This is a genomic window from Streptomyces sp. Root431, from assembly GCF_001426585.1.
GTDB lineage: Bacteria > Actinomycetota > Actinomycetes > Streptomycetales > Streptomycetaceae > Streptomyces > Streptomyces stackebrandtii.
In genome coordinates this window covers 808171-830156 of sequence record NZ_LMEI01000001.1, presented here as the reverse complement: position 1 = coordinate 830156, position 21986 = coordinate 808171, and the positions used below count along the sequence as shown (strand labels likewise).

19 protein-coding genes and 1 other RNA gene are annotated in these 21986 nt (G+C 71.5%); 17 read left to right on the top strand and 3 right to left on the bottom strand.

Annotated features, from left to right (window positions below; translation table 11 throughout):
* Positions 1-26 precede the first annotated feature (26 nt).
* The 3 genes from ASC82_RS03665 to ASC82_RS03655 all read left to right on the top strand — a co-directional run bounded on the left by ASC82_RS03665 (position 27) and on the right by ASC82_RS03655 (position 3780).
* Entirely contained in the window at positions 27-1283 is a 1257-nt protein-coding gene (locus tag ASC82_RS03665) for a serine/threonine-protein kinase (protein WP_056641257.1), read from the top strand.
* 143 nt (positions 1284-1426) lie between these two features.
* On the top strand, positions 1427-2530 hold the full coding sequence (gene prfB / locus ASC82_RS03660) for a peptide chain release factor 2 (RefSeq protein WP_056641254.1): 1104 nt from the start codon (positions 1427-1429) through the stop codon (positions 2528-2530).
* A gap of 422 nt (positions 2531-2952) precedes the next feature.
* Positions 2953-3780, top strand: coding sequence for an LPXTG cell wall anchor domain-containing protein (locus tag ASC82_RS03655; RefSeq protein WP_347336064.1), 828 nt, complete (start codon positions 2953-2955; stop codon positions 3778-3780).
* Positions 3781-3924: 144 nt separating this feature from the next.
* Here ASC82_RS03655 and ASC82_RS03650 read toward each other — a convergent pair whose 3' ends face one another.
* Complete coding sequence (locus ASC82_RS03650; RefSeq protein WP_056641248.1) at positions 3925-4107, bottom strand: hypothetical protein; 183 nt, start codon at positions 4105-4107, stop codon at positions 3925-3927.
* A gap of 235 nt (positions 4108-4342) precedes the next feature.
* Here ASC82_RS03650 and ftsE point away from each other — a divergent pair, with 235 nt between their 5' ends.
* The 5 genes from ftsE (at position 4343) to ssrA (ending at position 8288) form a co-directional block, all read left to right on the top strand.
* Positions 4343-5032, top strand: coding sequence for a cell division ATP-binding protein FtsE (ftsE, locus tag ASC82_RS03645; RefSeq protein WP_024761477.1), 690 nt, complete (start codon positions 4343-4345; stop codon positions 5030-5032).
* A gap of 38 nt (positions 5033-5070) precedes the next feature.
* Positions 5071-5988 (top strand): permease-like cell division protein FtsX, encoded by a 918-nt coding sequence (ftsX, locus tag ASC82_RS03640; RefSeq protein WP_056641245.1) that lies wholly within the window; start codon positions 5071-5073, stop codon positions 5986-5988.
* A gap of 78 nt (positions 5989-6066) precedes the next feature.
* Positions 6067-7239: a S41 family peptidase gene (locus ASC82_RS03635; RefSeq protein ID WP_056641242.1), complete on the top strand. Its 1173-nt coding sequence runs from the start codon at positions 6067-6069 to the stop codon at positions 7237-7239.
* 18 nt (positions 7240-7257) lie between these two features.
* The gene (gene smpB / locus ASC82_RS03630) at positions 7258-7797 is read left to right on the top strand and encodes an SsrA-binding protein SmpB (RefSeq protein WP_056641239.1); all 540 of its coding nucleotides are present in this window, start codon (positions 7258-7260) and stop codon (positions 7795-7797) included.
* 98 nt (positions 7798-7895) lie between these two features.
* Positions 7896-8288: a transfer-messenger RNA gene (ssrA, locus tag ASC82_RS29200) on the top strand.
* An 84-nt stretch (positions 8289-8372) separates the two neighbouring features.
* Here the strand turns inward: ssrA and ASC82_RS03625 are convergent.
* Positions 8373-9668: an MFS transporter gene (locus ASC82_RS03625; protein WP_079039002.1), complete on the bottom strand. Its 1296-nt coding sequence runs from the start codon at positions 9666-9668 to the stop codon at positions 8373-8375.
* Between the two features lie 83 nt (positions 9669-9751).
* On the opposite strand from ASC82_RS03625, the gene ASC82_RS03620 reads away from it, so the two are divergent.
* From ASC82_RS03620 to ASC82_RS03590, 7 genes are all read left to right on the top strand, one after another.
* A complete protein-coding gene (locus ASC82_RS03620; protein ID WP_157863428.1) occupies positions 9752-10747 on the top strand; it encodes a LysR family transcriptional regulator in 996 nt (331 codons plus the stop codon).
* A gap of 249 nt (positions 10748-10996) precedes the next feature.
* Positions 10997-12376: a nitrate/nitrite transporter gene (locus ASC82_RS03615; RefSeq protein WP_056641236.1), complete on the top strand. Its 1380-nt coding sequence runs from the start codon at positions 10997-10999 to the stop codon at positions 12374-12376.
* A gap of 84 nt (positions 12377-12460) precedes the next feature.
* Positions 12461-13600: a uroporphyrinogen-III synthase gene (locus ASC82_RS03610; protein ID WP_056641234.1), complete on the top strand. Its 1140-nt coding sequence runs from the start codon at positions 12461-12463 to the stop codon at positions 13598-13600.
* Positions 13601-13701: 101 nt separating this feature from the next.
* Positions 13702-14256, top strand: coding sequence for a GNAT family protein (locus ASC82_RS03605; protein ID WP_056641231.1), 555 nt, complete (start codon positions 13702-13704; stop codon positions 14254-14256).
* A gap of 63 nt (positions 14257-14319) precedes the next feature.
* Positions 14320-16662 carry a UvrD-helicase domain-containing protein gene (locus ASC82_RS03600; protein ID WP_056641228.1) on the top strand — a complete coding sequence of 781 codons (2343 nt, stop codon included), beginning with the start codon at positions 14320-14322 and terminating at the stop codon, positions 16660-16662.
* 465 nt (positions 16663-17127) lie between these two features.
* Positions 17128-18540, top strand: coding sequence for an NAD-dependent malic enzyme (locus ASC82_RS03595; protein WP_056641225.1), 1413 nt, complete (start codon positions 17128-17130; stop codon positions 18538-18540).
* Between the two features lie 312 nt (positions 18541-18852).
* Entirely contained in the window at positions 18853-19134 is a 282-nt protein-coding gene (locus tag ASC82_RS03590) for an HU family DNA-binding protein (protein ID WP_017237029.1), read from the top strand.
* A 151-nt stretch (positions 19135-19285) separates the two neighbouring features.
* Here ASC82_RS03590 and murA read toward each other — a convergent pair whose 3' ends face one another.
* Positions 19286-20626 carry a UDP-N-acetylglucosamine 1-carboxyvinyltransferase gene (gene murA, locus ASC82_RS03585; RefSeq protein ID WP_056641222.1) on the bottom strand — a complete coding sequence of 447 codons (1341 nt, stop codon included), beginning with the start codon at positions 20624-20626 and terminating at the stop codon, positions 19286-19288.
* A gap of 286 nt (positions 20627-20912) precedes the next feature.
* Between murA and ASC82_RS03580 the strand changes: the two genes are divergently transcribed.
* Together ASC82_RS03580 and ASC82_RS03575 are read left to right on the top strand one after the other, a co-directional pair.
* Positions 20913-21473 carry a YqgE/AlgH family protein gene (locus ASC82_RS03580; protein WP_024761665.1) on the top strand — a complete coding sequence of 187 codons (561 nt, stop codon included), beginning with the start codon at positions 20913-20915 and terminating at the stop codon, positions 21471-21473.
* Positions 21474-21503: 30 nt separating this feature from the next.
* On the top strand, positions 21504-21791 hold the full coding sequence (locus tag ASC82_RS03575; protein ID WP_024761666.1) for a DUF3039 domain-containing protein: 288 nt from the start codon (positions 21504-21506) through the stop codon (positions 21789-21791).
* The last annotated feature ends 195 nt before the right edge of the window (positions 21792-21986 follow it).

The following is a 21986-nucleotide window of genomic DNA, read 5'->3' as shown; positions in this document are numbered from 1 at the left end:
GAACCGCAGCCGCTGAGGGAGCAGTCTTGGCACGGAACATCGGCAGCCGCTACACCGCCCACCAGATCCTCGGACGGGGCAGCGCCGGAACGGTGTGGCTCGGCGAGGGACCCGAAGGGCCCGTCGCCGTCAAACTGCTGCGCGAGGACCTGGCCTCCGACCAGGAGCTCGTCGGCCGCTTCGTCCAGGAGCGGACCGCGCTGCTCGGCCTCGACCACCCCCGGGTGGTCAAGGTCCGCGACCTCGTCGTCGACGGCAACGACCTCGCCCTCGTCATGGACCTCGTGCGCGGCACCGACCTGCGCACCCGCCTGGACCGGGAGCGGCGGCTCGCCCCCGAGGCCGCCGTCGCGATCGCCGCCGACGTCGCCGACGCCCTGGCCGCCGCGCACGCCGCCGGGGTCGTCCACCGGGACGTCAAGCCGGAGAACATCCTGCTCGACATGGAGGGCCCGCTCGGCCCGGGCGGCGCACACCCCGCCCTCCTCACCGACTTCGGCGTCGCCAAGCTGATCGACACCCCCGGCCGCACCAAGGCCACCCGGATCATCGGCACCCCCGACTACCTCGCCCCCGAGATCGTCGAGGGCCTCCCGCCGCGCGCCGCCGTCGACATCTACGCCCTCGCCACCGTCCTGTACGAGCTGCTCGCCGGCTTCACGCCCTTCGGCGGCGGCCACCCCGGCGCCGTCCTGCGCCGGCACGTCACCGAGACCGTCGTCCCGCTCCCCGGCATCCCCGAGGAGCTGTGGCAGCTGATCGTGCAGTGCCTGGCGAAGGCCCCCGCCTCCCGGCTGCGCGCCTCCGAGCTCGCCGCCCGCCTCAAGGACGTCCTGCCGCTGCTCAAGGGCATCCCGCCGCTGGACGTGGACGAGCCGGACGCGGACCCGGCACCGGGGTCCGCGCAGGCCTCGGAGCCGTACGAGGAGGAGGCGTACGCCACCGGCACGGGCGCCGGTGAGCCCGGCCCGCGCCGGGCCGCCGTCCCGCTGGTGCCCGGCGCCTCCGCCGACTCCAACCGGGACACCCACACCTCCATGCGGGTCCCTGCCCCCGACGAACTCTCCGGCGGCCCCCTCGGCACCGCCCGGGCCCCCCGCCCGGCGGGCGCCCGGCGCCCCGGCTCGGCCCGCCACAAGGCGGGCGTGGTCCGCAAGCGCCGGATCACCCTCGCCGTCGCGGCGGTCGTGGTCGCCGGAGCGCTCGGCGCCGGCGGCTACCTGGTGGCCTCCGGGGACGGGGACGCGCCGCCGCAGGACTCCAAGCAGTCCTCCCAGCCGTAGGGACGGACTCAGGGTCAGACGGAGGGGGCAGGCCAGGGGGACGGCCGTAGGGGACAGCCGGAGGGGACGGCCGTAGGGGACGGCCGTACGGCCCGTCACGGCCAAAGGTTCGGCTCCCCGCCCGGAGCCGTTACGCTGGACGCGTGGCAGTCGTCGATGTATCCGAAGAGCTGAAGTCCCTCTCCTCGACCATGGGGTCGATCGAGGCCGTCCTGGACCTCGAGAAGCTGAGGGCCGACATCGCCGTGCTCGAAGAGCAGGCCGCGGCCCCGTCCCTGTGGGACGACCCGGAGGCGGCGCAGAAGATCACGAGCAAGCTTTCGCACCTCCAGGCGGAGGTCCGGAAGGCCGAGACCCTGCGCGGGCGCATCGACGACCTCGCGGTGCTCTTCGAGCTCGCCGAGGAGATGGACGACCAGGACACCCTCGCCGAGGCCGAGACGGAGCTCACCTCCGTCCGCAAGGCCCTCGACGAGATGGAGGTCCGCACGCTCCTCTCCGGCGAGTACGACGAGCGTGAGGCCCTGGTCAACATCCGCGCGGAGGCCGGCGGCGTCGACGCCTCCGACTTCGCCGAGCGGCTCCAGCGCATGTACCTGCGCTGGGCGGAGCGCCACGGCTACGCGACGGAGATCTACGAGACCTCGTACGCGGAAGAGGCCGGCATCAAGTCGACCACCTTCGTGGTGAAGACGCCGTACGCCTACGGCACCCTCTCCGTCGAGCAGGGCACCCACCGTCTGGTCCGCATCTCGCCCTTCGACAACCAGGGCCGCCGTCAGACGTCCTTCGCGGGCGTCGAGGTCCTCCCGGTCGTCGAGTCCTCCGACCACGTCGAGATCGACGAGTCCGAGCTGCGCGTCGACGTCTACCGCGCCTCGGGCCCCGGCGGCCAGGGCGTCAACACGACCGACTCGGCGGTGCGCATCACGCACATCCCGACCGGCATCGTGGTCTCCTGCCAGAACGAGCGCTCCCAGATCCAGAACAAGGCGAGCGCCATGAACGTCCTCCAGGCCAAGCTCCTGGAGCGTCAGCGCCAGGAGGAGCGCGCGAAGATGGACGCGCTCAAGGACAGCGGCAGCTCCTGGGGCAACCAGATGCGTTCGTACGTCCTCCACCCGTACCAGATGGTCAAGGACCTCCGTACGGAGTTCGAGGTCGGCAACCCGCAGTCGGTCCTGGACGGTGAGATCGACGGCTTCCTGGAGGCCGGGATCCGCTGGCGCAAGCAGCAGGACAAGTAGCAGGAGAAGTAGCTTCCCCGGCTGACCCGTTCAGCCGTGCGAGTACGGGCCCCGCACCTCCTCGGTGCGGGGTCCGTACTCGTTCCGTACCGTCGCGCGGATTCGCTGGCGCAAGCGGAACCGGGGCCGTCGGGGCGCTTTGTCGACAAGGGAACTGGTGGCGCCGGGCCCGGAGTTACGGGTTTACGTCACAGTTGCATCGTCTCATGGCGGGCACTTGTGGATCTTTCGGGCATCGCACGCGCAACGGCCTTGACGCTTCATCGGAAACTCGGAAGGGTGACGTACTGGCATGCGCATTTCTGGGGCGCGTGTGAACGGGGGCCGGCCCAGTCGTGACGCCGCCCCTGCTGCGCGGGGCCCCGAGCGCTGCCCCATGACGAGTTTGAGCTACTGGGGGTAGCAGCCAGATGACCAAGCAGATGCGAATCCGATTCGCGCGCATCGCCGCCGGAGCGGTGATCGCCGCCGGAGCTTCGCTGACCGCGGCCGGTGCCGCGCAGGCCGTGGGCGCCTTCGGCGAGAACGAGCCGACCCCGACGGAGACGTGCCTCCCCGGCTCCGCCGGTTGCGAGACCACGCCGCCGCCGACCACGCCTCCGGTGGAGACGACCCCGCCGGTGGAGACGACGCCTCCGGTGGAGACCACCCCGCCGGTGGAGACGACCCCGCCGGTGGAGACGACCCCGCCGGTGGAGACGACCCCGCCGGTGGAGACGACCCCGCCGGTGGAGACCACCCCGCCGGTGGAGACCACCGAGCCCGGTGGCGGCGAGACCACCGAGCCCGGTGGCGGCGAGACCACCGAGCCCGGCGGTGGCGAGACCACCGAGCCCGGCAACGGCAACAACGGTGGCAACCACAACGGTGGCAACGGCAACGGCGGCAACGGCAACGGCGGGACCGACAACGGGACCGACGGCGGCACCGACGGCGGTTCGACCGACAGCCCCGTGACCCCGGACGACAGCACCGACGGTGGCTCCACCGACTCCGGCGCGGGCGACCCGGGCACCTGCACCGTCGACCTCGACGGTGCCGAGTGCGTGGACACCGGCAACAACAACACCGACACCAACAACGCCGGCTCGCAGCCCGTGCAGCAGGGTCAGGCCAAGGAGGAGCTCGCCGAGACCGGTGCGGCCGAGACCTCGTTCCTGATCATCGGCGCCGCGACCATGATCGCCGGCGGCATCGGCTTCCGCATGCTGCCGCGTCTCGTCGGCGGTGGCGGCAACGCCGCCGTCTGACGGAACCGCGTGAGCGCGTGAGAGCGCGCGCATGATGAAGGGCCGGGGAGATCGCTCTCCCCGGCCCTTCGCCGCGCTCGGCTCGTGTGTGTGGCCGTCCCTCGGTCCGGCAGGACATGGCCGGCAATGCGTCCGGCGGCAGGCCTAGGCCGTCTGGATCGCGGCGAGCAGGGCGATCGCGGCCAGCAGGGCGATCGCCAGCGTCAGCAGCATCGCGGGCGTCAGCCCCTGGGGGGTCAGACGCTCCCGGTTCGCGCGGCAGACGCGGCAGCGGCCCTCGGCGACCGGGCCCGCGCAGTTGGCGCACACCAGTCGGTCGTAGGTCATGCGCTCTCCTCCTCCCGCACTGGGATCCACACCAGGACAACGCCCGGAGGGGTCCGGACGTTCCCCCTACCACTGTGCCAGCTCCCGGACGATTCGGCGCGCCCCACCGGAGCGCCCGCCCTCCACCCCGAAGGGCGAAAAGGATAAAGCACGCAAGCCAGGACCGCGACTGCGCGGGCCATCCCCGTTCGCGTAAGGTCACGCACACCTACTCCCGGCCGACCGTGGTGCATCCGTGATCCGATTCGACAACGTCTCCAAGTCCTATCCGAAGCAGAACCGCCCCGCGCTCCGGGATGTCTCCCTGGAGATCGAGAAGGGGGAGTTCGTCTTCCTCGTCGGTTCGTCCGGCTCCGGAAAGTCGACTTTCCTGCGGCTGCTCCTGCGTGAGGAGCGCGCGAGCCAAGGCCAGGTGCACGTCCTCGGCAAGGACCTCGCCCGGCTCTCCAACTGGAAGGTGCCGCACATGCGGCGCCAGCTCGGCACCGTCTTCCAGGACTTCCGCCTGCTCCCCAACAAGACCGTCGCCGAGAACGTGGCCTTCGCCCAGGAGGTCATCGGCAAGCCGCGCGGCGAGATCCGCAAGGCCGTGCCGCAGGTGCTCGACCTGGTCGGGCTCGGCGGCAAGGAGGACCGGCGTCCCGGCGAGCTCTCCGGCGGTGAGCAGCAGCGCGTCGCCATCGCCCGCGCCTTCGTCAACCGCCCGATGCTGCTGATCGCCGACGAGCCCACCGGCAACCTCGACCCGCAGACCTCCGTCGGCATCATGAAGCTGCTCGACCGCATCAACAGGACAGGGACCACCGTCGTCATGGCGACCCACGACCAGAACATCGTCGACCAGATGCGCAAGCGCGTCATCGAGCTCGAGAAGGGTCGCCTCGTCCGCGACCAGGCGCGTGGCGTCTACGGATACCAGCACTGAGCAGGCCGACGAAGAACAGGTAGGGGAAAGCAGTCACCATGCGCGCTCAGTTCGTGCTCTCCGAGATCGGCGTCGGCCTCCGGCGCAACCTGACGATGACCTTCGCCGTCATCGTCTCCGTGGCCCTCTCGCTCGCCCTCTTCGGCGGCGCGCTGCTCATGCGCGAGCAGGTCAGCACGATGAAGGACTACTGGTACGACAAGGTCAACGTCTCCATCTTCCTCTGCAACAAGACCGACGCGGCCACCGCGGCCAAGTGCGCCAAGGGCGCGGTCACGACACAGCAGAAGGAGCAGATCGAGGCCGATCTGCGGGAGATGGACATCGTGGAGGACGTCCACCACGAGTCCGCCAGCGAGGCCTTCAAGCACTACAAGGAGCAGTACAGCGACACCGCCATCGCGTCCGTCATCACGCCGGACCAGATGCAGGAGTCGTTCCGGGTCAAGCTCAAGGACCCGGAGAAGTACAAGGTGGTCGCCACGGCCTTCGCGGGCCGAGACGGCGTCGAGTCGGTCCAGGACCAGCGGAACATCCTGCAGAACCTCTTCGACCTGATGAACGGCATGAACATCGCCGCCCTCGGCGTCATGGGCCTGATGCTGGTCATCGCGCTGATGCTGATCGTCAACACCGTCCGCGTCTCGGCCTTCAGTCGCCGCCGCGAGACGGGCATCATGCGGCTCGTGGGCGCGTCCAGCTTCTACATCCAGATGCCGTTCATCATGGAGGCCGCCTTCGCCGGACTCCTCGGCGGCGCCGTCGCCTGTGTGCTGCTGCTCGTCGGCCGGTACTTCCTCATCGACCACGGCATCGCGCTCGCCGAGAAGATGCAGCTGGTCAACTTCATCGGCTGGGACGCCGTCCTCGCCAAGCTGCCGCTCGTGCTCGCCATCGGTCTGCTCATGCCGGCCGTGGCCGCGTTCATCGCGCTGCGCAAGTACCTGAAGGTGTGAGAAGACACCCCTGACAGCGAATGGCGTCGTACGGGCAAAGCCCGTGCGGCGCCATTCACTTGTCCTAGAGTGGGCGCCATGCCGGCCGGCGTCGATCACCGCCTCTGTATCCGGCCCCGCGGAGTGCTCCGTGGGGCCGTTCTGACGTTGGTCTTCACCGGGGTCCTCGCGACCGCCGCAGCCACCGGGGCGCTGCCCCGGCAGGGCGTCGCGGGCGCGGGGTCGCCGGACGCCGTCCGTACGGACACGGTGGACCGCGCCGCCCTGAACCGTGCGGCCGCCGCGGCCATGGCCGACGGGAAGTCGGGCAAGCAGGCCGCGGAGGACTTCGTCAGCCGCAGCGGCGACCGCTGGGGCGCGGTGTACGACAAGAAGGAGTACGCCGACTTCGAGCAGGCCCTCGACGGCGCCTACACGGGCGTCGGGCTCTCCGCGGGCCGGGCCGCCGAGGGCGGCGGGGTGAAGGTGACCCGGGTCCAGCCCGGCGGTCCCGCCGAGCGGGCCGGGCTCCGGGCCGGCGACCGGCTCGTCTCCGTCGACGGCCGCCCGGTCGGCGCGCTCTCCGTCTCCGAGGTCGTCTCCCTGCTCCGCGGCGACGGCGTCCCCGGATCGGCCGTCGTCCTCCGGGTCGAGCGCGGCCGCGCCGTCCGGACGGAGACCCTGCTCCGGGCCCGGCTCGCGACGGACCCGGTCAGCGTCCGCCGCCTCGACGACGGGGCCGTCCTGATCAAGGTCGCCGCCTTCACCAAGGGCGCGGGCTCGCGCGTGCGGGACGCGGTACGGGACGCCCCGGCCGGCGCCGGAGTCCTCCTGGACCTGCGGGGCAACTCCGGCGGTCTGGTCGCGGAGGCCGCCGTCGCCGCCTCCGCCTTCCTCGACGGTGGCCTGGTCGCCACGTACGACGTCGAGGGCGAGCAGCGGGCCGTGTACGCGGACGGGGGCGGCGACACCGGCCGGCCCCTGGTGGCGCTGATCGACGGCGGCACGATGAGCGCGGCCGAGCTGCTGACCGGCGCCCTCCAGGACCGGGGCCGGGCGGTCACGGTCGGCTCGAGGACCTTCGGCAAGGGCTCGGTGCAGATGCCGAGCGCGCTCCCGGACGGCTCGGTGGCCGAGCTGACCGTCGGCCACTACCGCACGCCCGCCGGGCACGCCGTGGACGGCCGGGGCATCACCCCCGACCTGACGGCCGGCGAGAAGGCCGAGGAACGGGCCCGTACGGTATTGAGTGGCCTCGGAGGGGGCTCGTAGTGCGAAAATGGCCGCACTATGGCAAAGGGACTCGTGAACGTGCAGGGCAAGCCTGCGAAGAAGAACCAGGACAAGGCGCCCGAGCGGAAGATCATCGCTCAGAACAAGAAGGCGCGCCACGACTACCACATCGTCGACACCTATGAGTGCGGCGTGGTCCTCATGGGCACCGAGGTGAAGTCGCTGCGGATGGGCCGGGCCTCGCTCGTCGACGGCTTCGTGCAGATCGACAACCACGAGGCGTGGCTGCACAACATCCATGTGCCCGAGTACATGCAGGGCAGCTGGACGAACCACTCGGCGAAGCGGAAGCGCAAGCTGCTCCTGCACCGCGAGGAGATCGACAAGCTCGAGTCGAAGTCGCAGGAGACGGGTCACACGATCGTGCCTCTCGCGCTGTACTTCCTGAACGGCCGGGTCAAGGTCGAGATCGCGCTCGCGAAGGGCAAGAAGGAGTACGACAAGCGGCAGACGCTGCGCGAGCAGCAGGACACCCGCGAGACGAACCGGGCCATCGCGGCGGCCAAGCGCAGGGAGCGCGCGGCCAAGATCGCCTAGCGGCGGGTCGGCGGGTAATACGCTGGCGACGGCGCCCGTCGGTCACGTACGATGGGCTCTGCACACCTCGCAAGGGGTGCGCTTTGAAAAATAAACATGGGGATGATCGGTTTCGACAGCGGATACCGATGCAGAGGAAGCGTGTCGAGGAAGCGGCAATGATCTCGTAAACCATATGTCGCAACCAATAATCGCCAACTCCAAGAGCGATAACTCCCGCTTCGCCCTCGCTGCCTAATTTTAGGTAACGACAAGAAGCCTCTGTGAGGAGCGTCAGCCCGGGGGTGGTCCCGACCCGGATCCTGGCGTCATTTAGGGATCTAAACTTCTCACCCCGGTCACGGGGGTGAGAAGGAAATCAAACAGTGACTGAGCCCGTCGGAGACTTGTCCGCGTGATCTCCGGGGCTGAGAAACTCGTAGCGGACTGCGCACGGAGAAGCTCTGTTTCCGTACCGTTGGACGCGGGTTCGATTCCCGCCATCTCCACCGAGCGTCCGAGGGGGCCTGCCCCGCTCGGACACCTCATCCCATGTGGGCAGAGGCCCGGCAGTCGTCAAGACCGCCGGGCCTTTGTCATGCCCGGACGCGGGGGCGCGGGCCGCCCACCCCGGTCGCCCCGCACAGCGTCAGCGCCAGGGCCGCCGCCGCGATCGGGACGAGGAAGCCGAAGGCCGGGAAGGGGGCGTGGTCGGCGGCCCAGCCGCCGGTGGCGGAGCCCGCCGCGATGCCGGCGAGGAGCGCGGTCACCGCGAGGGTCATGCCCTCGTTGAGCCGGGACGCCGGCGTCAGGCGCTGGACCAGGCCCATGCCCGTGACCATCGTCGGGGCCGTCGCCATACCCGCCACGAGCAGACCGCCCGCGAGGGCGAGGAGCGAGCCGGTCGAGGCGGCGAGCATCGGCATCGCCATGAGGACGGTCATCGCGGCCAGGCAGGTGCGGAGCCGGGCCGTGCGGCGAGCGCGGCCGTAGAGGAGGCCCGCGGCGCAGGAGCCGGCGGCCTGGAGGGCGAGGACGGGGCCCGCGACGGGGCCGTCCACGAACGCCAGCGCCACGACCTCCATGGAGCCGAAGATCGCCCCGGTGGCGAGGAAGACCGCGAGCAGCGGCGCCATGCCCGGGGCCCGCAGCGGGGAGCCGGTGGCGGTGCGGGGTGCGATCGGAGGCTCGGTGGAGCGCTGGGCGGCGAAGAGCAGCACGCCGGACAGGAAGAGCACCGCGGCCGCGAGGGTGCCCGCCTCCGGGAAGAGCGCCGAGCAGAGGAGCGCGGCCAGCACCGGGCCGAGCATGAAACAGAGCTCGTCGACGGCCTGCTCGAAGGCGTTGGCGGTGTGCAGGGCGTCCGGGTCGTCCCGGAGGAGGTGGGCCCAGCGGGCCCGGGACATGCCGCCCGTGTTCGGGGAGGTGGCGGTGGTGGCGGCGACGAGGAAGAGCGCCCAGGCGGGGGCCTTCTCGTGGACACAGAGGAGCAGGAGCAGATGGCCCAGGACCGCGTACGCCGTGGCCGGGACGGCGACGCGCGCCTGGCCGTACCGGTCGACGAGCCGGGCGATCCAGGGGGCGGCCAGGGCCCCGGCGGCCAGGCCGGTGGCGATGACCGAACCGGCCAGGGCGTAGGAGTCGTAGCGGCCCGCGATCATGATCACGGCGCTCACGCCGAACATGCCCATGGGGAGCCGGGCGATCAGGTTCCCGGCGGTGAAGGCGCGGGTGCCGGGGAGGGCGAAGAGGCGGAGGTAGGGGTTGCGGGGTGCGGGGCGGTGCGGGGGTCGGTGTCGTACGCGGGTGAGGGGCCCGGAGGCCGGGTGCTCGCGATAGCGAGGGGCGAGGGCCGGGCCCGCCGGGGTGAGGGTGAGGTCCGGTTGCGGCATGGATCAAGGCTCGCTGGCGCGGTCCCCGCCGGTCCAACACCTGATCGGTGGCCATTCACGCACCTGTGTTGTTAAATGCGTCGGTGACCTTCTCGGGCCCCTCGCACGATATCGACCCCCGCCTCCTGCGCGCCTTCACCGCCGTCGCCGAGGAACTGCACTTCACCCGGGCCGCCGCCCGCCTGTACGTCGCCCAGCAGGCCCTGAGTCGCGACATCCGGCGCCTGGAGCGGGAGTTGGGCGCCGAGCTCTTCGTACGGACCACCCGGCAGGTCGCCCTCACCCCCGACGGCGAACGCCTCCTCCCGTACGCGCGGCGGGTGTTGGCCGCCCACGACGAACTCGGCGACGCCTTCCGCGCCGTGCCCCGGCCGCTCCTCGTCGACGTCAACACCCCGGGTCTCGCCCACGAGCGCGTGCTGCGCCGGGCCCGCGAACTCGCCCCCGAGCAGGAGCTGATGGCCCGCTACGAGAGCGGCCTCACCGGCGCCGCGCGGGAGATCCTCGCCGGGCGGCTCGACACCTCCTTCGGGCGGTACGGAGGGCTGGCCGCGGGGCTGCGGGAGCGGCTGGACTGCCAGTTCGTGCGGTACGAGCGGATGGCCGTGATCCTTCCCGAGGACCACGAACTCGCCGCCCTGCCCGAGGTCCCGCTCGCCCGGCTCGCCGGAGAGCGCATCTACGCGGGTGCCGGGAACGACCGGACGCCCGAGTGGACCGACCTCGCCGCCCGGCTCTTCGCCGGACGCGGCATCGAGGTCGCCCCGCCCGCCCCGCTCGCGATCGGCCACGAGGAGTTCCGGCGGATCATGGACAAGCACCGCAACCCGGTCCTCGCCGTCGTCGACTTCCCGCCCATGCCGGGCTGCGTGCTGCGCCCGCTCGTCGACCCCGTACCCCTCTCACCCGTGAGCCTGGTGTGGCGCAAGGGACTGCGCCACCGCGGCCTGGACGCCCTGCGCGCCGCCGCGACGGAGATCGCCACCCAGGAGGGCTGGCTGCACCGCCCACCGGGCACCTGGCTGCCGGAGGGGGAGCCGGGGCTGTCCGAGACGGTGCCCACGAGACCCGGCGAGTGAGCCGAAGGGGCGCGGCCGGGGAACACCCCCGAGCACGGTCGGGGGTGTGAGTCCGGCTGAAGCGCCCCGGCGGCGAACCGAGCCCCAAAAGGAAAGGGGGGCGCTCACAAGGGCCCCTTGCGCCTAGTGAGAGCAAGGTTCCAGCCCCGTCACCTCGCGGCACCAGGCTGAAACGCGCCCTCCCTAGCGTCTGTGGCAGGTGGACCGGGGCTGTGGACGCCCCAGGACCCGTCACCGCGGAGGTGCGACATGGGCGGTCGGTGGATCGAACGGTGGGAACCGGAGGACGAGACCTTCTGGCGTGAGAAGGGGGAGCGGATCGCACGGCGGAATCTGCTCTTCTCCGTGCTCTCCGAGCACATCGGCTTCTCGATCTGGAGCCTGTGGTCGGTCATGGTGCTCTTCATGGGCCCGCAGTACGGCGTGGACCCGGCCGGCAAGTTCTTCCTGATCGCGACGGCGACCTTCGTCGGCGCGCTGATCCGGATCCCGTACACCTTCGCCGTCGCCCGATTCGGCGGCCGCAATTGGACGGTCTTCAGCGCCCTGTTGCTCCTGCTGCCCGCCGGTTTCGCCTTCGCGGTGATGGAGCCCGGCACCTCGTACACGACGTTCGTCCTGGTGGCCGCGCTCACCGGCGTCGGCGGCGGCAACTTCGCCTCCTCCATGACCAACATCAACGCCTTCTTCCCGCTGCGGAAGAAGGGCTGGGCGCTCGGGCTCAACGCGGGCGGCGGCAACATCGGCGTCCCCGTCGTGCAGCTCGTCGGCCTGCTCGTCATCGGCACCGCCGGGGCCATGCACCCGAGGATCGTGCTCGGCGTCTACCTGCCGCTGATCGTCGTCGCCGCCGTGTGCGCCGCGCTCTTCATGGACAACCTCGCCCCGGTCAAGAACGACACCGGCGCCGCGAGGGAGGCCGTGAAGGCCCGCCACACCTGGATCATGGCCTTCCTCTACATCGGCACCTTCGGCTCGTTCATCGGCTACAGCTTCGCCTTCGGGCTGGTGCTCCAGACCCAGTTCGGACGCACCCCGCTCCAGGCCGCCTCGCTGACCTTCGTCGGCCCGCTCCTCGGCTCCCTCATCCGGCCGATCGGCGGCTCCCTCGCCGACCGGCACGGCGGCGCCCGCATCACCCTGTGGACCTTCGCGGCGATGGCCGCCGCGACCGGAGTGGTGATCTACGCCTCCGTCGTCGAGTCGCTCGCCGTCTTCCTCGTCGGCTTCATCGGCCTCTTCGTCCTCAGCGGCCTCGGCAACGGCTCCACGTACAAGATGATCCCGGCGATCTTCCTCGCCCAGGGGCACCGCAAGGGCCTCTCCGGCGAGGCGGCCGAGGCCTACGGGCGGCGGCTGTCCGGCGCCTCCATGGGCCTCATCGGAGCCGTCGGCGCGCTCGGCGGGCTCGGCATCAACCTCGCCTTCCGCCAGTCCTTCCAGACCGCGGGCACCGGCACCGGCGCCTTCGTCGCCTTCCTCGCCTTCTACGCGGCCTGCATCGTCGTCACCTGGGCGGTATACCTTCGCCGGCCGACGGCCGTGCCCGAGACCGCCGAGGGGGCCGCGGAGGGGACCGCGGGAGAGGTCGTGGACGAGCGGACCCGGCCCGGATACGCGAAGGTGTGATCCACGGTGCCCGGCGCGGACCGTAACGACCAGGAAATACGGGCGAACCGAGTCCGTCACGCATCCCCGTCAGGCTCTGGCCCCATGGACGAGCAAGAACACGGCCCCCTCGCCGGCTTCACGGTCGGCGTCACCGCGGCGCGGCGCGCGGACGAACTCATCGCGCTGCTGCGCCGGCGCGGCGCGGCCGTCGTCCACGGGCCCGCCCTGCGGATCGTGCCCCTCGCGGACGACACCGAGCTCCTGGCCGCGACCAAGGAACTCGTCGCCCACGCCCCGGACGTCGTCGTCGCCACCACGGCGATCGGCTTCCGGGGCTGGGTCGAGGCCGCCGACGGCTGGGGCCACGGGGAGGAGCTCCTCGCCGTCCTGCGGGAGGTCGAGCTCCTCGCCCGGGGTCCGAAGGTCAAGGGAGCCGTACGGGCCGCCGGACTCACCGAGTCCTGGTCGCCCTCCTCGGAGTCCATGGCGGAGGTCCTCGACCGGCTCCTCGCCGAGGGCGTCGCCGGTCGGCGCATCGCACTCCAGCTGCACGGGGAGCCGCTGCCGGGCTTCGTGGAGGCCCTCACGGCCGGCGGCGCCGAGGTCGTCGTCGTCCCCGTCTACCGCTGGATGCCCCCGGAGGACCTCGGCCCGCTGGACCGGCTCCTCGACGCGACCCTCGCCCGCACCCTGGACGCGCTGACCTTCACCAGCGCCCCGGCCGCCGCCTCCCTCTTCTCCCGGGCGGAGGAGCGGGGCGTACGGGCCGAACTCGTCGCCGCGCTGCGGCACGACGTGCTCGCGGTGTGCGTGGGCCCCGTGACGGCGCTCCCGCTCCAGGCGGAGGGCATCGACACCTACCAGCCCGAGCGCTTCCGGCTCGGCCCGCTCGTCCAGCTGCTCTGCAAGGAGCTCCCGGCCCGCTCGCGGGTCCTTCCGGTCGCCGGCCACCGGATGGAGGTCCGCGGGCACGCGGTCCTCGTCGACGGCGGCCTGCGCCCGGTCCCGCCCGCCGGGATGGCCCTCCTGGGGCTGCTCGCCCGCCGCCCCGGCTGGGTGGTCTCCCGGGCCGACCTGCTGCGCGCGCTGCCCGGCGCGGGGCGCGACGAGCACGCGGTGGAGACGGCCATGGCCCGCCTCCGGACGGCCCTCGGCACCCCGAAACTGATCCAGACCGTCGTCAAGCGCGGCTACCGGCTGGCCCTGGACCCGGCGGCGGACGACAAGTACGACACCCCTTAAGGCCCCGTGGAGGACGAGTACGCCACCCCCGTATGCGGACCCGTGGGCGACGAGTACGCCACCCCGTAGAGGCGTCCGGGGGCGGGCGTTACCGTACGGGCATGATCGCCGAAGGACTCCGCATCCGCCCCGCCGACCCCGCCGACGCGGCGGCCCTCGCCGCCGCCCTGCTGCGGAACCGGGAACACATGAAGCCCTGGGAGCCCTACCGACCCGAGCGGTACTACACCCCCGAGGGACAGGCCGAGCGGCTCGCGGACGGCGGTGTGCGGTGGTTCGCCGTCGAGGGGGACACCATTGTCGGCGCCGCGATCCTCTCCGGGATCGTCCTCGGGCCCTTCCGCAGCGGCTCCCTCGGCTACTGGGTCGACGGGGAACACACCGGCCGCGGCGTGGCCACCGCGCTCGTCGAGGAGGCCTGCCGGGCCGCCCGCGACGAACTCGGCCTGCACCGGATCGAGGCGTGCACCGTCCTCGACCACGTGGTCTCCCAACGGGTCCTCGCCAAGGGCGGGTTCACCCCGATCGGCACCGCGCCCCGCTACCTCCACATCGCCGGGGAGTGGCGCGACCACCACCTCTTCCAGCGACTCCTGCACGACGACCCGCCGCCCGGCTTTCCGGGCTCCCTCCCGGTGAACGGTGATCGCGCCTGACACGGTGCCTTCCGGTGGCGTACGCTCGACGGCTGCCCAGTGCACGTCAGAAGGGGGCCTTAGGTGGCCGCGCAGGAAGCCGTGGACACGGTCAGAGACCGTGAGATCGGTGTCGAGCAGGAACATCTGGATCAGGTCTACCGCCGGCTGGAGGAGAAGATCCACGAAGCGGAGTTCCTGATGAACGACGCCGCCCAGCGGGGGCAGGTCGGCACGCCCGGCGCCCTCGCCGAGCGCGACGCGCAGGTGTTCCGCGCCGGCATCCACCTCAACAGGCTCAACAACGAGTTCGAGGACTTCCTCTTCGGCCGGATCGACCTGCTGTACGGCAAGGACGGCAAGAAGGGTCCCGACGGCGCGTACACCTCCGTGGAGCCCGCCGAGGACGCCGTACGCCCGGACAACACGGCCGACATCGGCGAGACCCTCCACATCGGGCGGATCGGCGTCCTCGACTCCGACTACACCCCGCTCGTCATCGACTGGCGCGCGCCCGCCGCCGCGCCGTTCTACCGGTCGACGCCCGTCGACCCCGGCCGGGTCGTGCGCCGCCGCGTCATCCGCTCCAAGGGCCGCAGGGTCCTCGGCGTCGAGGACGACCTGATGCGCCCGGAGCTGCGGGCCGCCCTCGACGGGCGCGAGCTGCCCGTGATCGGCGACGGCGCCCTGATGGCCGCCCTCGGCCAGGCGCGCAGCCACACCATGCGGGACATCGTCTCCTCCATCCAGGCGGAGCAGGACCTCGTCATCCGCGCGCCCGCCGCCTCCGTCACGTACGTGGAGGGCGGCCCCGGCACCGGCAAGACCGCCGTCGCCCTGCACCGGGCGGCCTACCTGCTCTACCAGGACCGGCGGCGGTACGCGGGCGGCATCCTCATCGTCTCGCCGACCCCGCTCCTCGTCTCGTACACCGAGGGCGTCCTGCCCTCGCTCGGCGAGGAGGGCCAGGTCGCTATCCGCGCCGTCGGCTCGCTGGTCGACGGCGCCGAGGCCACCGCCTACGACGAACCGGCCGTCGCCCGGATCAAGGGCTCCTCCCGCATGCTGCACGTGCTGCGGAAGGCGGCCCGCGGAGCCCTGGAGACCCCGGCGCCCCGGGCCCAGCTCGCCTTCGGCGAGGACGACGAGGCCGCGGCGCCCACCGGGACGCCCAACCGGCTCCGGGTCGTCGCCTTCGGCCGCCGGATCGAGCTGGAGGCCGACGAGCTCCGGCGCATCCGCCACAACGTCCTCGGCGGCACCGCCCCCGTCAACCTGCTGCGCCCCCGCGCCCGCAGGCTCCTCCTCGACGCGCTGTACGCCAAGTCCGGCGCCGTCGGCCGGCACAGCGACCCCGAGCTCGCTGCCGAGCTCCGCTCCTCCTTCGACGAGGACGTCTCCACCGAGGACTCCTTCCTCGGCTTCCTCGACGCCTGGTGGCCCGAGCTCACCCCGCGAGGGGTGCTCGACGCGATGGCCGACGAGCGGCGGCTCGGCCGCTGGGCCCGCCGGATCCTCAACCCGGGCGAGGTGCGGCGGCTCGCCCGCTCGCTGCGCCGCCGAGAGCTCTCCGTCCACGACGTGGCGCTCCTCGACGAGCTGCACACCCTGCTCGGCGCCCCCGCACGCCCGCGCAAGAAGCGGGAGTACGACCCGCTGGACCAGCTGTCGGGCCTTGAAGAGCTCATGCCCGTACGCGAGGAGACGCAGCGCGAGCGGGCCGAGCGGCTCGCCGCGGAGCGCACCGAGTACGCGCACGTCATCGTCGACGAGGCGCAGGACCTGACGCCCATGCAGTGGCGGATGGTCGGGCGGCGCGGCCGGCACGCCACCTGGACGGTCGTCGGCGACCCGGCGCAGTCCTCCTGGTCGGACCCGGACGAGGCCGCGGAGGCGCGGGACGAGGCCCTCGGCACCCGGCCGCGGCGCCGCTTCGAGCTGACCGTGAACTACCGGAACCCGGCGGAGATCGCCGAGCTCGCCGCCAAGGTGCTCGCGCTCGCCATGCCGGGCAAGGAGTCGCCGCGCGCGGTCCGCTCGACGGGCGTCGAGCCCCGTTTCGTCCCGGTACGGGAGACCGCGGGGAAGGGCGACTTGGCCGAAACCGTACGGTCCGAAGCGGCGCTGCTCCTGGAGCGGGTCGAGGGCACGGTCGGCGTCGTCGTCGCCATGAACCGGCGCGCCGAGGCCGCCCGCTGGCTCGCCGAGCTGGGCGACCGGGTGGTGGCGCTCGGCTCCCTGGAGGCGAAGGGCCTGGAGTACGACGCGACGGTGGTCGTCTCGCCCGCGGAGATCGCGGACGAGTCCCCGGCCGGTCTGCGGGTGCTGTACGTGGCGCTGACGCGTGCGACGCAGCAGCTCACGGTCATCGCGGGGCCGGGGGACATGCCGGACGAGGCGGGGGTGCCGGACCTGCTGCGGGACTGAGCTCCCGCGCCGTCAGGCCCCGCCGGGGGCCGGGCTCCGGCCCGTCAGGGACGGGGCTCGGGGCCGTCAGGGGCGGGCTCGGAGGGCCGTCAGGGGTTGATTTCCGGTCAACCTGTGGCGCTGGAATCACCAAGCAGGGTGGTTTGTTAGCCTTGTCGTGGCACCGGCTCGATCCAAGCCCCCGGGCCCAACCTTCGTCCCTTTGAGGGACCACTTGCCGCGAGGCGAGCATGGCGGGTCGGTGCCACTTAGACGTACGCACAAAGTTGAGGCCCCAGTCACCTCCGGTGACCGGGGCCTCTTCTGTTTCCCTGGCACTTCTCGTATGGTGGAAACTACTTTCCGAAAACAAAATGACCGCATTACCTGCTACCGGCAGGTAGGTGCGACCATCGGAGGGCGCCGCCAGGCAACCAGCCGGGGCGGCGTAGCAACGAAGCTCAGGGAAAGCAGAGGAACTCGGCCATGGCAACGGCGCCCAGCGTCTCGTACTCGATGACGGTCCGGCTGGAGGTTCCCGCGAGCGGAACCGCGGTCTCCCAGCTCACCACGGCGGTGGAGTCCCACGGCGGATCCGTCACCGGCCTCGACGTGACCGCCTCCGGCCACGAGAAGCTCCGTATCGACGTCACCATCGCCGCGACCTCGACCGCGCACGCCGACGAGATCGTCGAGCAGCTGCGCACCATCGAGGGCGTCGTCCTCGGCAAGGTCTCCGACCGTACGTTCCTGATGCACCTCGGCGGCAAGATCGAGATGGCGTCCAAGCACCCCATCCGCAACCGTGACGACCTCTCCATGATCTACACCCCGGGCGTCGCCCGCGTGTGCATGGCGATCGCCGAGAACCCCGAGGACGCCCGCCGCCTCACCATCAAGCGCAACTCCGTCGCGGTCGTGACCGACGGTTCCGCCGTCCTCGGCCTCGGCAACATCGGCCCGATGGCCGCCCTGCCCGTCATGGAGGGCAAGGCCGCCCTCTTCAAGCGCTTCGCCGGCATCGACGCCTGGCCGATCTGCCTCGACACGCAGGACACCGACGAGATCGTCGCGATCGTCAAGGCCATCGCCCCCGGCTTCGCGGGCATCAACCTGGAGGACATCTCCGCGCCCCGCTGCTTCGAGATCGAGGCCCGGCTGCGCGAGGCCCTCGACATCCCCGTCTTCCACGACGACCAGCACGGCACGGCCATCGTCGTCCTCGCCGCCCTCACCAACGCCCTGCGCGTGGTGGGCAAGGGCATCGGCGACGTACGGGTCGTCATGTCCGGTGCGGGCGCGGCCGGTACGGCCATCCTGAAGCTGCTCATCGCGGCGGGTGTCAAGCACGCCGTCGTCGCCGACATCCAGGGCGTCGTGCACGCGGACCGCCCCGACCTCGTCGACGCCGCGCCGGGCACCCCGCTGCGCTGGATCGCCGACAACACCAACCCCGAGGGCGTCACCGGCACCCTCAAGCAGGCCGTCGTCGGCGCGGACGTCTTCATCGGCGTCTCCGCCCCGAACCTGCTGGGCGCCGAGGACGTCGCCGCCATGGCGGAGGGCGCCATCGTGTTCGCGCTCGCGAACCCCGACCCGGAGGTCGACCCGGCCGCCGCGCGCCAGACGGCCGCCGTCGTCGCCACGGGCCGCTCGGACTTCCCGAACCAGATCAACAACGTCCTGGTCTTCCCGGGTGTCTTCCGCGGCCTGCTCGACGCCCAGTCCCGTACCGTCAACACGGAGATGATGCTGGCGGCGGCCTCGGCCCTCGCCGACGTGGTCACCGAGGACGAGCTGAACCCGAACTACATCATCCCGTCGGTCTTCAACGACAAGGTCGCGGGCGCGGTGGCGGGCGCGGTGCGCAACGCCGCCAAGGCGGCGAGCGGGCGCTGACGGCGCGTCGCGATTCGCGATGCCGCAAACCCGCCTTTAGGGTGGCTTTTCGGCTCCGCACGGAAATCGTGGAGTCGACGGAACGTCACCACTACGGGGCTCCGGCGCTTTTCGTGTGACCCCAGGGGGTGCCGGATTGGCGTTCCCGCCGCTGGTGGGGGCAGGATGCGTGTTTGGGCGCGAGGGTCTGTCATTAGACCCGGGTCCGGGGACTGTCCGAAGGCCCTGGCAGCATCGGCTTCGCTGTACCCAATCACGCGGCTTCCGCCGCGTGGCACGCCTCACAGGCAAGAAGAACACGGGAGTAACAACATGAACCGCAGTGAGCTGGTGGCCGCCCTGGCCGACCGCGCCGAGGTGACCCGCAAGGACGCCGACGCCGTGCTGGCCGCTCTCGCCGAGACCGTCGGTGAGGTCGTCGCCAAGGGCGACGAGAAGGTCACCATCCCCGGCTTCCTGACCTTCGAGCGCACCCACCGTGCCGCTCGCACCGCTCGTAACCCGCAGACCGGCGACCCGATCAACATCCCGGCCGGCTACAGCGTGAAGGTCTCCGCGGGCTCGAAGCTCAAGGAAGCCGCCAAGGGCAAGTAAGGCAGCCTGTAGGCGCAGGAAGGGCGGCCACCCTGTCAGGGGGTGGCCGCCCTTCCGTTTGCGCCTCAGAAGGCGCTGTACGGGCCTCGGGGGTGCTGTACGGGCCTGGGGAGGCGCCGTACAGCCCCGGCTCGGGGCCGTACAGCCCCGGTCAGACCAGTGCGCTGCCCGGCAGCTCGACCTTGGCGCCCAGCTCGACGAGCTTCTCCATGAAGTTCTCGTAGCCGCGGTTGATCAGCTCGATGCCGTGCACCCGGGACGTGCCCTGGGCCGCGAGCGCCGCGATCAGGTACGAGAAGCCGCCGCGCAGGTCGGGGATGACCAGGTCGGCGCCCTGGAGCTTGGTGGGGCCGCTCACGACCGCGGAGTGCAGGAAGTTGCGCTGGCCGAAGCGGCAGTCGGAGCCGCCCAGGCACTCGGGGTACAGCTGGATGTGCGCGCCCATCTGGTTCAGCGCGGAGGTGAAGCCGAGGCGCGACTCGTACACCGTCTCGTGGACGATGGAGAGGCCGGAGGCCTGCGTCAGGGCGACGACCAGCGGCTGCTGCCAGTCCGTCTGGAAGCCGGGGTGCACGTCCGTCTCCAGGGCGATCGCGTTGAGCGAGCCGCCCGGGTGCCAGAAGCGGATGCCCTCGTCGTCGATCTCGAAGGCGCCACCCACCTTCCGGTACGTGTTGAGGAAGGTCATCATCGAGCGCTGCTGGGCGCCGCGCACGTAGATGTTGCCCTCGGTGGCCAGCGCCGCCGACGCCCAGGAGGCCGCCTCCAGGCGGTCCGGGAGCGCCCGGTGGGTGTAGCCGTCGAGGCGGTCGACACCGGTGATCCGGATGGTCCGGTCGGTGTCCATCGAGATGATCGCGCCCATCTTCTGCAGTACGCAGATGAGGTCCTCGATCTCGGGCTCCACGGCCGCGTTCGACAGCTCGGTGACGCCCTCGGCGAGGACGGCGGTGAGCAGCACCTGCTCGGTCGAGCCGACCGAGGGGTACGGGAGGCGGATCTTGCAACCGCGAAGGCGCTGGGGGGCCTCCAGGTACTGACCGTCGTCCCGCTTCTCGATCGTGGCGCCGAACTGGCGCAGGACGTCGAAATGGAAGTCGATCGGCCGGCCGCCGATGTCGCAGCCGCCGAGACCCGGGATGAAGGCGTGGCCCAGGCGGTGCAGCAGCGGGCCGCAGAAGAGGATCGGGATGCGGGACGAGCCGGCGTGCGCGTCGATGTCGGCGACGTTCGCGGACTCCACGTGCGTCGGGTCGAGGACGAGCTCGCCGGGCTCCTCGCCCGGACGGACCGTCACCCCGTGCAGCTGGAGCAGTCCGCGGACCACGCGGACGTCGCGGATGTCGGGAACGTTGCGCAGTCGGCTGGGACCGCTGCCGAGCAGGGCGGCGACCATCGCCTTGGGCACGAGGTTCTTCGCGCCGCGAACGCGGATCTCGCCCTCCAGCGGGGTTCCGCCGTGGACAAGCAGGACATCGTCTTTGCCGGTCATGAATCTCGCGTTCCGGTGGGGTCGGTCGGGTGGCCAGAGAAAAGGGTAAGGGGCCATGAGACCCCGATCGGGTGTGTCGGGGGGTCTGTCAGATGTAATGAATTCGGCACAACACCCTCTGTTCCCGTGATCTTGCGGAGCGTCACCGTCCGCTTGTGGTGGTTCGTCCGTACGGGAAGACCCGCCGCGCCCTTCTGAACTGCGAAGGCCGCCGACTTGCCGTCGCCGCACCCCTATCGCGCCCGACAGCCCCCGCGAACGCCGAAGATGCGGGATCATGTGTCGCATGACCGAGGTGTCCTCGCTCACAGGACGGCTGCTCGTGGCCACCCCCGCGCTGGCGGACCCGAATTTCGACCGCGCGGTCGTCCTGCTGCTCGACCACGACGACGAGGGCTCGCTCGGCGTCGTGCTCAACCGGCCGACGCCGGTGACCGTCGGCGACATCCTCGCGCCCTGGGCCGGACTCGCCGGCGAGCCCGGCGTCGTCTTCCAGGGCGGACCCGTCTCGCTCGACGCGGCGCTCGGCGTCGCCGTGATCCCCGGAGACGAGGGCCCCCTCGGCTGGCGGAGGGTGTACGGGGCGATCGGCCTCGTCGACCTGGAGGCCCCGCCCGAGCTGCTCGGACCGGCCCTCGGCTCCCTGCGGATCTTCGCCGGATACGCGGGCTGGGGCCCCGGCCAGCTGGAGTCCGAGCTGGGCGAGGGAGCCTGGTACGTGGTCGAGTCGGAGCCCGGCGACGTCTCCTCGCCGCACCCCGAGACCCTCTGGCGGCAGGTCCTGCGGCGCCAGCGCGGCGAACTCGCGATGATCGCGACGTACCCCGACGACCCGTCCCTCAACTGACCCCCACGGCTTTCAGTACCCTTGGCGGTTATGAGCACTCTCGAGCCCGAGCGCGGGGCAGGTACGGGAACCCTCGTGGAGCCGACTCCGCAGGTGTCCCACGGTGACGGCGACCACGAGCGCTACGCCCACTACGTCCAGAAGGACAAGATCATGGCGAGCGCCCTCGACGGGACTCCCGTCGTGGCGCTGTGCGGAAAGGTCTGGGTACCGGGGCGTGACCCCAAGAAGTACCCGGTCTGTCCGATGTGCAAGGAGATCTACGAGTCCATGGGCGCCGGCGGTGGCGACAAGGACAAGGGCGGCAAGGACAAGTAAGCGGGGAGCCTTCGGGTCCTGACGTCGGGGACGGCCCCCGTCGTGCGTGCTTCGGCACGTGCGACGGGGGCCGTTCCGCGTTTCCGGGGCGCTCCGCCGTTGCACAGGGTGCTTTCGCCGGTCACGGAGTGGTTGAGGTGGTCGAGACCTCTTGTCGGCTCACCGGAAGCGCGCCTAACCTCACGCGTGTTGTGC